12 protein-coding genes and 1 pseudogene are annotated in these 12,575 nt (G+C 46.6%); all 13 read left to right on the plus strand.

Translation table 11 applies throughout. The annotated features are described in order from the left end of the window. A pseudogene (locus D5281_RS15615) lies at nt 1-713 on the plus strand (tyrosine-type recombinase/integrase); the annotation flags it as partial. A gap of 397 nt (nt 714-1,110) precedes the next feature. Next, a complete protein-coding gene (gene acpP / locus D5281_RS15620; protein ID WP_160561040.1) occupies nt 1,111-1,344 on the plus strand; it encodes an acyl carrier protein in 234 nt (77 codons plus the stop codon). Next, a complete protein-coding gene (fabK, locus tag D5281_RS15625; protein WP_160561041.1) occupies nt 1,341-2,276 on the plus strand; it encodes an enoyl-[acyl-carrier-protein] reductase FabK in 936 nt (311 codons plus the stop codon). Before acpP ends, fabK begins: the two co-directional genes overlap by 4 nt. Before the next feature lie 78 nt (nt 2,277-2,354). After that, a complete protein-coding gene (fabD, locus tag D5281_RS15630) occupies nt 2,355-3,281 on the plus strand; it encodes an ACP S-malonyltransferase (protein ID WP_160561042.1) in 927 nt (308 codons plus the stop codon). Then, entirely contained in the window at nt 3,274-4,014 is a 741-nt protein-coding gene (gene fabG / locus D5281_RS15635) for a 3-oxoacyl-[acyl-carrier-protein] reductase (RefSeq protein WP_160561043.1), read from the plus strand. Before fabD ends, fabG begins: the two co-directional genes overlap by 8 nt. Nucleotides 4,015-4,036: 22 nt before the next feature. Further along, nucleotides 4,037-5,275 (plus strand): beta-ketoacyl-ACP synthase II, encoded by a 1,239-nt coding sequence (gene fabF, locus D5281_RS15640; RefSeq protein WP_160561044.1) that lies wholly within the window; start codon nt 4,037-4,039, stop codon nt 5,273-5,275. Between the two features lie 40 nt (nt 5,276-5,315). Further along, nucleotides 5,316-5,744, plus strand: a complete 429-nt coding sequence (fabZ, locus tag D5281_RS15645; RefSeq protein ID WP_160561045.1) for a 3-hydroxyacyl-ACP dehydratase FabZ — start codon at nt 5,316-5,318, stop codon at nt 5,742-5,744. Nucleotides 5,745-5,784: 40 nt separating this feature from the next. After that, nucleotides 5,785-7,602, plus strand: coding sequence for an acetyl-CoA carboxylase carboxyltransferase subunit alpha (locus tag D5281_RS15650; protein ID WP_160561046.1), 1,818 nt, complete (start codon nt 5,785-5,787; stop codon nt 7,600-7,602). A 28-nt stretch (nt 7,603-7,630) separates the two neighbouring features. Further along, on the plus strand, nt 7,631-8,662 hold the full coding sequence (locus D5281_RS15655; RefSeq protein WP_160561047.1) for a beta-ketoacyl-ACP synthase III: 1,032 nt from the start codon (nt 7,631-7,633) through the stop codon (nt 8,660-8,662). Between the two features lie 29 nt (nt 8,663-8,691). Further along, nucleotides 8,692-9,204, plus strand: a complete 513-nt coding sequence (locus D5281_RS15660) for a MarR family winged helix-turn-helix transcriptional regulator (RefSeq protein ID WP_330585069.1) — start codon at nt 8,692-8,694, stop codon at nt 9,202-9,204. Between the two features lie 6 nt (nt 9,205-9,210). Continuing rightward, nucleotides 9,211-9,501: a hypothetical protein gene (locus D5281_RS15665; protein ID WP_160561048.1), complete on the plus strand. Its 291-nt coding sequence runs from the start codon at nt 9,211-9,213 to the stop codon at nt 9,499-9,501. A 236-nt stretch (nt 9,502-9,737) separates the two neighbouring features. Next, complete coding sequence (gene uxuA / locus D5281_RS15670; protein WP_160561049.1) at nt 9,738-10,805, plus strand: mannonate dehydratase; 1,068 nt, start codon at nt 9,738-9,740, stop codon at nt 10,803-10,805. Nucleotides 10,806-10,926: 121 nt separating this feature from the next. Then, the gene (locus D5281_RS15675; RefSeq protein WP_160561050.1) at nt 10,927-12,543 is read left to right on the plus strand and encodes a mannitol dehydrogenase family protein; all 1,617 of its coding nucleotides are present in this window, start codon (nt 10,927-10,929) and stop codon (nt 12,541-12,543) included. The last annotated feature ends 32 nt before the right edge of the window (nt 12,544-12,575 follow it).

Genomic DNA, 12,575 nt, shown 5'->3' on the forward strand with positions numbered 1-12,575 from the left:
GCTTTTTACACAGCGATACAGGACGACTGTATAAGGAAAAATCCCTTTGACTTCCAGCTAAACACCGTGATTGAGGACGACACAGAGCCGAAAGTACCCCTCACGGGAGAACAGGAAGAAAGCCTTTTATCCTTTATGCAAGGTGATAGTGTCTATCAGAAGTACCGTGACGAGGTTATCATACTGCTGGGGACGGGGCTTAGGATTTCCGAACTCTGCGGGCTGACTGAAACCGACCTTGACTTTGAAAACCGGGTAATCAATGTAGACCACCAGCTTTTACGGAGCGCGGAAACAGGCTACTACATAGAGAAGCCCAAAACACAGAGCGGTATCAGACAAATTCCAATGAGTGAAAAAGTGTATGAAGCGTTGGGGCGCGTGTTGGAGAACCGCAAGGGAGCGAAGCAGATCACCATTGACGGGTGCAGCAATTTCCTTTTCCGGGGCAGGGACGGCTGCCCGAAAACGAATGTGAACTATGCGACCATGTTCCGGGGGCTTGCAAAGAAGTACAACAAGTGCCATGAGGAAGCGTTACCCAAAGTAATGACACCCCACACCATGCGCCATACATTCTGCACCAATTTAGCCAATGCGGGCATGAACCCAAAAGCGTTACAGTATATCATGGGACATTCCAACATCACTATTACGCACACGCAACTTTCGCTTCCGCAAAGGCTGAAATGGAAAGGCTGATTGCCGCATAGGTGCGGGTAGAATTTACTACTTTTTTACTACCGCCCAGAGGGAAAACCTAAAGGTTTATGAGGGTATATGTGAACTTCTCCCCATATCTAAACTGCCGGAAAAGCCCGAAAATACAGGCTATTCCGACATATAAGAATTTCTAAAGAGATAATCTAATTTTACCAATAATTTTCTGCAAATAACAAAGGACTTTGAGATACTAAATTTTTCATAAAATGTAGTTGACAATTTTATTTTCCTGCTATATACTTCTCCTGTCAAACAATTTGATAATCAAAATATTTGATAATCAAAATATTTTTTCGTGACAATTGGTACCTATAGGATAGAAGCACATTTGCACGAGATGTTGCGAGAAAATAAGCCAACCTAAAATTGTATAAAAGGAGAAAAGTCATGTTAGAAAGAATTGCAGAAATTATCAGGGAACAGTTAAATGCGGATGGCATCGCAATCACCATGGACACATCCTTTGAGAAGGATTTGGAGGCGGACTCTCTTGATTTGTTCGAGCTTGTGATGACACTGGAGGATGAATACGGTGTGGAAATCCCCTCAGAGGAGCTAGAGCAGCTCACCACAGTGGGAGCAGTTGTTAAGTATTTGCAGGACAAAGGGGTTGAAGAATGAAAACCAGAATAACGCAGCTATTGGGAATCCAATATCCCATTATACAAGGGGGCATGGCCTGGGTGGCTGAGTATCATCTTGCATCGGCTGTCTCTTTAGCCGGAGGGCTTGGAATCATCGGTGCGGGAGGCGCGCCGGCCGATTTCGTGCATGAGCAGATCCGCCGGATGAAAGAAGCGGGGGATAAGCCTTTTGGCGTAAATATTATGCTGATGAATCCGGAGGCGGAGGCCATCGCCCGTCTGGTAGTCACAGAGGGTGTTAAGGTGGTTACCACCGGCGCAGGCAATCCTGCAAAATATATGTCTATGTGGAAAGAAGCCGGAGTAAAAGTCATTCCTGTGGTGGCAAGTGTGGCAATGGCTAAAATGATGGAGCGGGCAGGAGCGGACGCCGTGGTGGCTGAAGGGACGGAGTCCGGCGGTCATATTGGTTTTGCAACTACTATGACGCTGGTTCCCCAGGTAGTGGATGCGGTAAAGATTCCTGTGATTGCAGCAGGCGGTATCGGAGACGGCAGAGGGCTTGCAGCGGCAATGATGCTGGGAGCGGAGGCCGTACAGATCGGAACCCGTTTTGTGGTGGCGAAGGAATCCATTGTACATGAAAATTATAAGAAAAAAATCATAGGGGCCAAGGATATTGATTCCGAGGTCACAGGAATGAGCCACGGACATCCGGTGAGACAGCTTCGCAACAGTATGACGCGGGAATACTTAAAGCTGGAAAAAGCAGGGGCGTCCTTTGAAGAACTGGAACACTTAACCTTAGGAGCGCTTAAGAAAGCGGTTGTGGAAGGGGATGTGGTAAACGGCACCCTGATGGCGGGCCAGATTGCAGGTCTTATTCAGAAAGAGCAGACCTGCAGGGAAATGATTGAGGAAATGATGGACCAGGCCAAAGAAGCAGGAAAACAGTTTCCGTTACAATAAGCCAGTAAGTGAAGCAGAGTGACGTTTGCAATGATAAGGCGTGGCAGCGTTTGTTGGGAAAGGAATAAAGGAAAAGTTATGGGCAAGATTGCATTTGTATTTCCCGGACAGGGAGCGCAGTATGTAGGAATGGGCAAAGGCTTCTATGAGCAGGAGGCAGTGTCCAGGGAGATTTTTGACAAGGCAAGTCAGATGACAGGAATGGATATTCCTGCTTTATGCTTTGAAGAAAATGACAAACTGAATATTACGGAATATACCCAGATTGCCATGGTGGCTGCGGAGGTGGCAATTTTAAAGGTTTTGGAGGAAAAGGGCATCCGTCCTGATGTGACGGCGGGCCTTAGTTTGGGAGAATACAGCGCTATTGTGGCATCGGGAGCCATGATGGCGGAGGATGCCTTTGCGGTTGTAAGAAAAAGGGGCATTTATATGCAGGAGGCCGTTCCCACAGGCGGAGCAATGGCGGCTGTGCTTGGACTTGGGAGTGAAGTGATAGAGGATGCGCTACAAAATGTGGAAGGAATTGTTTCAATTGCCAACTATAACTGTCCCGGGCAGATTGTGATTACCGGTCAGGCGAAGGCAGTTGCCCAAGCAGGAGAGAGCCTTAAGGAAAAGGGGGCAAAGAGAGTGATTCCCTTAAATGTCAGTGGGCCTTTTCATTCTCCTATGCTTGAAAAAGCAGGGAAACGGCTGAAAGAGGATCTGGAAAAGGCTCGGCTGATGGAATTTACAATTCCCTATGTGGCAAATCTGACGGCAGACTATGTGACGGAGACGGGCCCTATGCGTGAGCTTTTGGAAAAACAGATTTCTTCTCCTGTTAAGTGGCAGCAGTCCGTGGAGCGGATGCTTTCGGACGGCGTGGATACGTTTGTGGAGATTGGTCCGGGAAAGACGCTCAGCGGTTTTGTGAGAAAGATCAACAGGAATGTGACAATGGTCAATATTGATAAATATGAGGATTTGGCCAAGGCAATGGAGGTGCTTGCAAATGCTTAATGGAAAAGTGGCACTGGTAACCGGCGCTGGCAGAGGAATTGGAAGGGCCATTGCGAAGGCTTTAGCAAAAGAGGGCGCCTTTGTGGTGGTAAATTACAACGGTTCCCAGGACAAAGCCAAAGAAACCGTAGATCTGATTGAAAAGGCCGGAGGAAAAGCGGAGATTTATGGCTGCAATGTGGCGGATTTTGCCGCATGCGGCGAAATGGTAAAGGCGTTGATTGCCCAGCATGGGCATATTGATATTCTGGTGAACAATGCGGGAATTACCAAAGATAATCTTCTGATGAAAATGTCAGAGGAGGATTTTGATAAGGTAATCAATACCAATTTGAAGGGCTGTTTCAATACCATGAAGCATCTTTCAAGGCAGTTCCTGAAACAAAGGAGCGGGAAAATAATTAATATTTCATCTGTCACCGGGATTATGGGAAATGCCGGACAGGCAAATTACTGCGCCTCGAAAGCTGGAATCATTGGTCTTACCAAAAGTGCCGCAAGAGAGCTGGGAAGCAGAGGCATTAACGTGAATGCGGTTGCGCCCGGTTTTATTGAGACAGAAATGACAGGCATACTGCCTGAGAGTATCAAAGAGAAAATGAAAGAGCAGATTTTACTTGGCAGAACCGGAGGCGCCGAGGAAGTTGCGGATGTGGTTGCCTTTTTGGCATCTGAGAAGGCGGCTTACATAACCGGACAGGTAATTTCCGTGGATGGCGGAATGGCCGTGTAATAGAAGAAGGGAGAAATGTAAAATGGGCAGACGTGTGGTAGTAACCGGAATGGGGGCAATCACTCCGGTGGGATTAAATGTAAATGCATTTTTTCAGTCTTTGAAGGAAGGCAGACATGGCTTTGGAACCATAAGCAAATTTGACAGCGGGGACTATAAATGTCATGTGGCGGCTGAGGTGAAAGGCTTTGAGGGTAAGGATTACATGGATATTAAGGCGGCAAAACGTATGGAGCTTTTCAGCCAGTATGCTGTGGCGGCTACAAAAGAAGCTTTGGAGGATGCAGGCATCCATATGGAAGATGAAGATCCTTACCGAGTGGGCTGCGCGGTAGGCTCAGGGATAGGAAGCCTGCAGGCTATGGAAAGAGAGTACGATAAGATGGCAGGCAGAGGTCCGTCCAGAATCAATCCATTGATGGTACCTCTGATGATTTCCAATATGGCAGCGGGAAACGTGTCCATACAGTTTGGCCTTAAGGGGAAAAGTATCAATGTAGTTACCGCATGTGCCACAGGAACCCACTCTATAGGAGAAGCTTTCAGGAGCATACAATATGGAGAAGCGGACGTGATGGCGGCAGGGGGAACAGAAAGCAGTATTACACCTCTTGGAATCGGTGGCTTTTGTGCCCTGAAAGCCCTTTCAAATGTAGATAATCCGGACAAATGTTCTCTGCCCTTTGATAAAAACCGCAGCGGTTTTGTCATGGGAGAAGGAGCCGGTGTGGTGATTCTGGAAGAATTAGAACATGCAAAAAAGCGGAATGCCCACATTTATGCCGAGATTTTGGGCTATGGCAGCACAAGCGATGCTTACCATATTACCTCTCCGGCGGAGGATGGAATGGGAGCTGCAAAGGCCATGCTTTTTGCCTTAAAAGACGGCGGGGTTGCGCCTTCTGAGCTTACTTACATCAACGCCCATGGAACGGCCACGCATTTAAATGACCTTTTTGAAACAAGAGCAATCAAAACAGCCTTCGGGGAACATGCTTACAAAATCCATATCAACTCTACCAAATCAATGGTAGGGCATCTTCTTGGTGCGGCGGGAGCAGTGGAGTTTGTGGCATGTGTGAAGGAGTTGGAGGAAGGCTTTATTCATAAAACGGTTGGATACGAGACGCCGGACGAGGAGATGGATTTGGATTATTGTAAAGAGCCCTATCAAGAGGAAGTGCCCTATGCCCTCAGTAATTCACTGGGATTTGGCGGACACAATGCAAGTTTATTGATTGGTAAGTACTGGGGAAAATAAATTTTTCACAGGCAGATGAGAGGAAGAAGGGAAAGAAAAGATGTCTTTACTGTCAGCTAAGGAAATTATGGAAATTATTCCGCACAGGCAGCCCTTTATGCTGCTGGATACGGTGGAGGAGCTAGAGCCGGGAAAGCGTGCTGTGGCGAGAAAGTGCGTCTCCTACAATGAACCCTTTTTTCAGGGGCATTTCCCAGGGGAGCCGGTGATGCCGGGGGTACTGATTGTGGAGGCCCTTGCCCAGACAGGGGCGGTAGCAATTTTAAGCCTTGCGGAAAATAAAGGGAAAACCGCTTATTTTGCGGCGATTCAATCTGCAAAGTTTAAGAAAAAGGTGGAGCCTGGCGATGTGCTTGTATTGGAGACGGAAATAATCAAACAGAAGGGAAGTATAGGCGTAGGAAAGGCGGTTGCCACGGTAGATGGGAAAATAGCCGTGCAGGCGGAGCTTACCTTTGCGGTTCAGTAAATTTGCACACGGAAGGCTATCGAAAGCATGGAGGATTCATATGTCAGCATTATTTCGTAAGGATAAATATATACAGGTAAAAGGTGCGGGCACGGTAAAAGAAGATGCCGAAGGGACAAAAGAGCAGGAGCAGTCAGAGCAGAAAGAAAAGAACAAATATAAAAAAATAAACCAGGTACTGGAAAAAATAAGAAAAAAAGATGAGGATAAAGAGAAAGATGCTACGTTTATCTGCCCCGAATGTGGAAAAGAGTTAAATAGGGCAGATGTTGTAATCAATCACTATATTTGTACAGCCTGCGGCAGTTATTTCAGGGTCAGAACGAAAAACAGAATCCGTATGGTCTGCGATAAAGGCAGCTTTGTTCCCTGGTTTGAGGATATGCCGGTAAGTAATCCTTTAAGCTTTCCGGGCTATGAGGAAAAGCTTGAGAGTATCAAAGAAAAAACGGGACTTCACGAGGGCGTTACGGTGGGAGAAGGCAGAATCTTTGGAGAAAAGGTCTGCCTTGGCGTGTGTGATGCCAGATTCCTGATGGGAAGTATGGGCCATGTGGTAGGGGAGAAAATTGCAGGCACTGTGGAGCGTGCTACCGATATGAGGCTTCCGGTAGTTTTATTCTGCTGTTCAGGAGGGGCCAGAATGCAGGAGGGAATCATTTCTCTGATGCAGATGGCGAAAACCTCGGCCGCTTTAAAAAGACATGCCCAAGCAGGCCTTTTGTATGTGAGCGTGCTTACAGATCCTACTACCGGCGGTGTGACGGCAAGCTTTGCCATGTTAGGAGATATTATTTTGGCGGAGCCTGGTGCGTTGATTGGATTTGCAGGTCCCAGGGTAATTGAACAGACCATAGGACAAAAGCTCCCCAAAGGCTTTCAGAGGGCGGAGTTTCAGTTAGACCATGGCTTTGTGGATGGGGTGGTGGAGAGAGACGGATTAAAGAGCGCTCTGTACCAGATTTTGAAATCCCACAGGGTTTCTATGGAAAATGAAACTTTCAGCAACTTTATGCAGGAGATTCCAAAGTTTCAACCTATGGAAATCAGCAGGGAGCGGTTGGCCAAGACGCCTGTAAAAGATGCATGGGAAAAGGTGAAAGAGGCGAGAAGCTTAAGGAGGCCTTCAGCCCTTACTTATATAGAACTGATTTTTGACGATTTTGTGGAGCTGCATGGGGACAGGAATTTCAGGGATGATAAGACCATTGTAGGCGGTATTGCATGGCTTTATGGCCAGCCAGTTACAGTGATTGGGGTGCAAAAGGGGAATGACGTGAAAGAGTGTGTTCTTCGAAATTACGGAATGACTTCCCCTGAGGGTTATCGCAAGGCTCTCCGGTTGATGGAGCAGGCGGAGAAATTTCACCGCCCTGTTATTTGCTTTATCAATACATCAGGTGCATATCCGGGGATGGAAGCCGAGGAAAGGGGCCAAGGCGAGGCGATTGCAAGAAACTTATTTGAAATGGCCGGGCTTAAGGTACCAGTACTTTCCATTGTAATAGGGGAGGGCGGCAGCGGCGGCGCTTTAGGGCTTGCTCTTAGCAATGAGGTATGGATGCTTGAAAATTCCACCTATTCTATCCTTTCTCCGGAAGGCTTTGCATCTATTTTGTGGAAGGACGGAAAGCGGGCCAAGGAGGCGGCGCAGGTGATGGGAATCACAGCCGATGACTTAAAGAGGCTTGCGGTTATTGAGGAAATTATACCGGAGTATGGCAGTGCGGGGCCGGATACCGTGGCGGATATTGCAGGGTATATGAAATATCATATGACAGAGTTTTTGCGGAAATTTGATAAAATGAGCGGTGAGGAAATTGCATCGGACCGCTATGAAAGATTTAGAAAGTTTTAAGTAATTGCAAATAGACAGGAGGAAAGCTATGCCGGCAAGAATAATTGGGACAGGGAGCGCCCTTCCGGAACTGGTTGTTACGAATAAAGAGCTGGAGCGAATCATGGACACCACAGACGAGTGGATTACAAGCCGGACAGGAATCAGGAAGCGGCATATTGCGGTGAGGGAAACAACCACCTCCATGGCAGTAAAAGCGGCGGAAATAGCTGTGAAAAAGGCAGGCATAGAACCGGAAGAAATCGACCTGATTCTTGTAGGTACGGTGTCCGGAGATAAGTGCTTTCCTTCTACTGCCTGTGAAATTCAGGCATCCCTCAGGGCAGTCGATGCGGTTGCATTTGATATAAATGCCGCCTGCGCAGGTTTTCTTTTTGGGCTGACGATTGCGGATACGTACTTTCAGTCAGGAAAGGCGAAAACAGCGCTGGTTGTGGGAGCGGAAACTTTATCTAAGATGGTGGACTGGAAGGACCGCAGCACCTGTGTGCTTTTTGGAGATGGCGCCGGGGCGGCAGTTGTGCGAAAAGAAGAAAACGGTATCCTGCATATTGTGCAGGGATCGGACGGCGGATGCGGGAATGCGCTGACCTGTGATAACAGGCCGGTAGAGAGTCCTTTTGTGAGGAAGCCTTTTACAAAAGAGTTTTTTGCAGGAGGTGCTTTTGAAAAGGAATCACAGAGCCACGGCCAATTTGTAGAGGAAGCTTATGATTATCTTAAGATGGACGGTCAGGCGGTTTTTCGTTTTGCGGTCAGGACGGTGCCAAAGGCAATTGGCCAGGTGTTAGATGAAGCTGGAATTTTACCGGATGATATTAAATATTTTTTCTTGCATCAGGCAAATATAAGGATTATAGAGGCAGTTGCGAAAAAACTTGCCCAGCCCATAGAAAAGTTTCCCACAAATCTTCAAAAATGTGGTAATATATCAGCAGCAAGTGTGCCGATTTTGTTGGATCATGTAAACCAGGAGGAGAAACTTAAAAAGGGCGATAAAATTGTGCTGGCCGGATTTGGGGCCGGGCTTACCTGGGGAGCGGCGGTTTTGACATGGTAGGATATAGCAGGGCATGCAAGGTGTCATGAATGGACGGTGAGAATATGGAAATGGGAAAAACCCTTAATACTTTGCTTGTGACTTTGTTTCGGGACATTATGAATATTGAACAGGACGCCCTTATTAGCGGGGAATTTACGGATATTACCGTGAATGATATGCATGTGATCGAGGCGATTGACTGTGCGGAATCCAAGCCCAGTTCAGTGATAGCAAAGAAACTTTCCGTGACCATGGGAACCTTGACCAAGTCCATTGACAGGCTGACCAGAACAGGTTATGTTCTGCGGGAGCGGAGCGAGGCGGATAAACGGCTTGTGCTGCTTTCCCTGACAGAAAAGGGGAAACGGGCTTATGCTCATCACATGAAATTCCATGAGGAAATGATTCGGGCGGCTATGGCACAGTTCAATAAGCAGGAGGCAGGAATCCTCATATATTCGCTCCAGGGCCTGGTGGATTATTTTAACAGTCATAAAAAGAGTGAGTCTGAAAGGGTAAGGGCAGCGGAAAACAGAACGAATGGAAAACTGCCATGTTAGGATGGGATGATAGACAAAGAAAAATTTCATGTATTAAATTATATAAAGAAGGAAGAATATACTGCAAGTATGGATGGAATGCGGTATATGCTTAAAAAGAAAGAAACCGGGGAGGAGAGCCGGCTAGAGGCAGTGATTTGGCCGGAGCCTTATTGCTATGCGAAGACGGAGGAAGAAAAAAAGCGGAGAAAGGAATTTCCGTTTTCACCGGAAGGAATAAAACAGGCAGCGGATTGGCTGAATGAACAATATAAGACGCGCGTCTCCTTTTGGAAAGAATCGAAAACAATGAATTGAAAACACTGACAGAAGAAAAAGAGTCATCTTCTGTTGGTGTTTTTTTAATAGGATGTTTTGTATAGGCTGGCGGTGCTTGATAGCTGTAATTGTCATTTTTGCACGTTTATTGCAAATTAATTTGGTAAAAATTGGTTAAAAATTCAATTTATAGAAAAATATGTTTGCATTTTATTGTTTAAAATATATAATAAACTTATGCGCTGTGAATTTTTTTGTAAAGGAAGGTAAAAATTATGGAAATGACACTCAGATGGTATGGGAGTAAGTTTGATACGGTTACTTTAAAGCAGATACGCCAAATACCCGGCGTAACCGGGGTTATTACAACCCTTTATGATACGGCGCCGGGTGAAGTGTGGAGCCGGGAGAGGATCCGTGCACTGAAAGAAGAAGTGGAAGCATCGGGACTTCATATAGCAGGGATAGAGAGCGTAAATATTCACGATGCAATTAAGACAGGCGCGCCGGAGCGCGATAAGTATATTGCAAATTATATTGAGACATTGGAAAATTTAGGACAGGAAGATTTACATCTGGTGTGCTATAATTTCATGCCTGTATTTGACTGGACAAGAACGGAACTATCAAGGGTCCGTCCGGACGGTTCTACGGTGCTTGCCTATACCCAGGAGGCGGTTGATGCCCTTGACCCGGAGAAAATGTTTGAGTCTATAGCAGGGGAAATGAATGGAACGGTTATGCCGGGCTGGGAACCGGAGAGAATGGAGCATGTAAAAGAGCTCTTTGAACTGTATAAAGATGTGGATGAGGAGAAGCTGTTTGAAAATTTGAAATATTTTCTGGAAAAAATCATGCCCGTCTGCAATGCGTATGATATCAACATGGCAATCCACCCGGATGATCCTGCGTGGAGTGTGTTTGGCCTTCCCCGTATCATCACCTGTAAAGAGAATATTCTCAGGATGGTAAAGATGGTGGACAATCCCCATAATGGTGTAACTTTCTGTTCCGGTTCTTATGGCACAAATTTAAACAATGATTTGCCGGATATGATTCGTTCCCTGAAGGGACGGGTTCACTTTGCACATGTGCGCAATCTGAAATTCCATTCTTCTACCAATTTTGAGGAGTCTGCACATTTATCCTCGGATGGAACCTTCGATATGTATGAAATTATGAAAGCTCTCTACGATATCGGTTTTGAGGGCCCGATTCGTCCCGACCATGGACGTATGATTTGGGACGAGGTGGCAATGCCTGGGTATGGGCTTTATGACCGGGCGCTGGGTGCAACCTATCTGAACGGTTTGTGGGAGGCAATTGTTAAGAGTGCAAAATAAAGCATACATTGGAAAAGGTTTAAATCCACTTTGCGGAAATGAGGATAGGAACGAAGTAGCGTAAGCTGTGCTTGCGATACATGATAATAAGCTTTGCCTATTGTATGCAGGAGGTATGGATATGAAATTAAACGAACAAGGACTTAAGGACAGACTAAAATGGGAGGAAGCCGAATATTCCCTTCCTAAATTTGACAGGGGAAAGGTGATGGCGGCTACGAAAGAAAATCCTTTCTGGATTCATTTTGGGGCAGGTAATATTTTCCGGGCTTTTCAGGCAAATGTGGTTCAGAATTTGCTCAATGAAGGCATTTTGGATAAGGGGCTTGTGGTGGCGGAAGGGTTCGACTATGAAATTGTTGAAAAAATGAACCGCCCTCATGACGACTATACCCTGTTGGTCACCTTAAAAGCGGACGGAAACGTGGATAAGACAGTAGTGGGCAGCGTGGTGGAATCCCTTATTCTGGATTCGGAGAATGAGAAAGAGTATGAAAGACTGAAAGAGATTTTCAGAAAGGATTCCCTGCAGATGGTATCCTTTACCATAACGGAAAAGGGCTACAGTCTTGTAAACGGCAAAGGAGAAGTGCTGCCGGCAGTAGCTGAGGATTTGGAAAAGGGACCCGAAAAGCCCATGAGCTATATTGGAAAGGTGGTTTCTCTTTTATACACCCGTTATCAGGCAGGGGAAAAGCCGGTTGCTATGGTCAGCATGGACAACTGTTCCCGCAATGGGGATAAGCTGTATGCGGCGGTCAAGGAATTTGCATTAAAATGGGCGGAAAAAGGGCTGGCGGACAAAGGATTTCTGGCCTATGTCAATACAAAGGAGAAAGTGTCATTCCCCTGGACCATGATTGACAAAATCACCCCCAGGCCGGACGCTTCTGTGGAGGCAATTCTTAAGGCGGACGGCATAGAGGGGCTTGAACCGGTTATCACTTCCAAAAACACATATGTAGCTCCCTTTGTCAATGCGGAGGAATGTGAATATCTGGTGATTGAGGATGCATTTCCTAACGGAAAACCGGATTTGGAAAAAGGCGGCGTCATGTTTACCGAGCGGGAGACGGTAGACAAGGTAGAGAAGATGAAGGTCTGTACCTGTTTAAATCCTCTCCACACAGCACTGGCCGTATACGGATGCCTCCTTGGATACAAAAAGATTTCAGAGGAAATGAAGGATGCGGAGCTTACCGGACTGATTGAGACCATAGGGTATAAGGAAGGACTTCCGGTGGTAGTCGATCCTGGTATTCTTGACCCTAAGGAATTCATTGACACGGTTTTAAAGGTGCGTTTTCCCAATCCTTTTATGCCGGATACCCCCCAGCGTATTGCCACAGATACTTCCCAGAAACTGGCAATCCGTTATGGTGAGACCATCAAAGCCTATCAGGCATCTCCAAAGCTTAATGTAAAGGACTTAAAGCTGATTCCTTTGGTATTTGCAGGATGGCTGCGCTACCTGATGGGGGTGGATGACGAAGGCAATGCCTTTGAGATTAGCCCTGACCCTTTAAAAGATACGGTGTGTCCTTATGTTGCAGGTCTTAAATTAGAGGAAGGTCAGGAGGTGGAGGCAGCCGTTGGGCCACTGCTTAAGATGAAGCAGATTTTTGGAGTGGATTTATACGAGGCCGGTCTGGCGGATAAAGTCTGCGGATATTTGAAGGAAATGACGAAGGGCGTTGGGGCAGTGCGGGCAACTTTGAAAAAGTATGTGCTATCCTGAGGCAACAGCTTGGTATACCCGGACGGTTAACG

Source organism: Parablautia muri, assembly GCF_009917485.1.
GTDB classification, from domain to species: Bacteria; Bacillota; Clostridia; order Lachnospirales; family Lachnospiraceae; genus Suilimivivens; species Suilimivivens muri.

What these genes read in the sequence shown, in the direction of transcription:
- acpP (WP_160561040.1), top strand. Translation starts at nt 1,111, where the DNA reads ATGTTAGAAAGAATTGCAGAAATTATCAGGGAACAGTTAAATGCGGAT.
- fabK (WP_160561041.1), top strand. Translation starts at nt 1,341, where the DNA reads ATGAAAACCAGAATAACGCAGCTATTGGGAATCCAATATCCCATTATA.
- fabD (WP_160561042.1), top strand. Translation starts at nt 2,355, where the DNA reads ATGGGCAAGATTGCATTTGTATTTCCCGGACAGGGAGCGCAGTATGTA.
- fabG (WP_160561043.1), top strand. Translation starts at nt 3,274, where the DNA reads ATGCTTAATGGAAAAGTGGCACTGGTAACCGGCGCTGGCAGAGGAATT.
- fabF (WP_160561044.1), top strand. Translation starts at nt 4,037, where the DNA reads ATGGGCAGACGTGTGGTAGTAACCGGAATGGGGGCAATCACTCCGGTG.
- fabZ (WP_160561045.1), top strand. Translation starts at nt 5,316, where the DNA reads ATGTCTTTACTGTCAGCTAAGGAAATTATGGAAATTATTCCGCACAGG.
- D5281_RS15650 (WP_160561046.1), top strand. Translation starts at nt 5,785, where the DNA reads ATGTCAGCATTATTTCGTAAGGATAAATATATACAGGTAAAAGGTGCG.
- D5281_RS15655 (WP_160561047.1), top strand. Translation starts at nt 7,631, where the DNA reads ATGCCGGCAAGAATAATTGGGACAGGGAGCGCCCTTCCGGAACTGGTT.
- D5281_RS15660 (WP_330585069.1), top strand. Translation starts at nt 8,692, where the DNA reads ATGGACGGTGAGAATATGGAAATGGGAAAAACCCTTAATACTTTGCTT.
- D5281_RS15665 (WP_160561048.1), top strand. Translation starts at nt 9,211, where the DNA reads ATGATAGACAAAGAAAAATTTCATGTATTAAATTATATAAAGAAGGAA.
- uxuA (WP_160561049.1), top strand. Translation starts at nt 9,738, where the DNA reads ATGGAAATGACACTCAGATGGTATGGGAGTAAGTTTGATACGGTTACT.
- D5281_RS15675 (WP_160561050.1), top strand. Translation starts at nt 10,927, where the DNA reads ATGAAATTAAACGAACAAGGACTTAAGGACAGACTAAAATGGGAGGAA.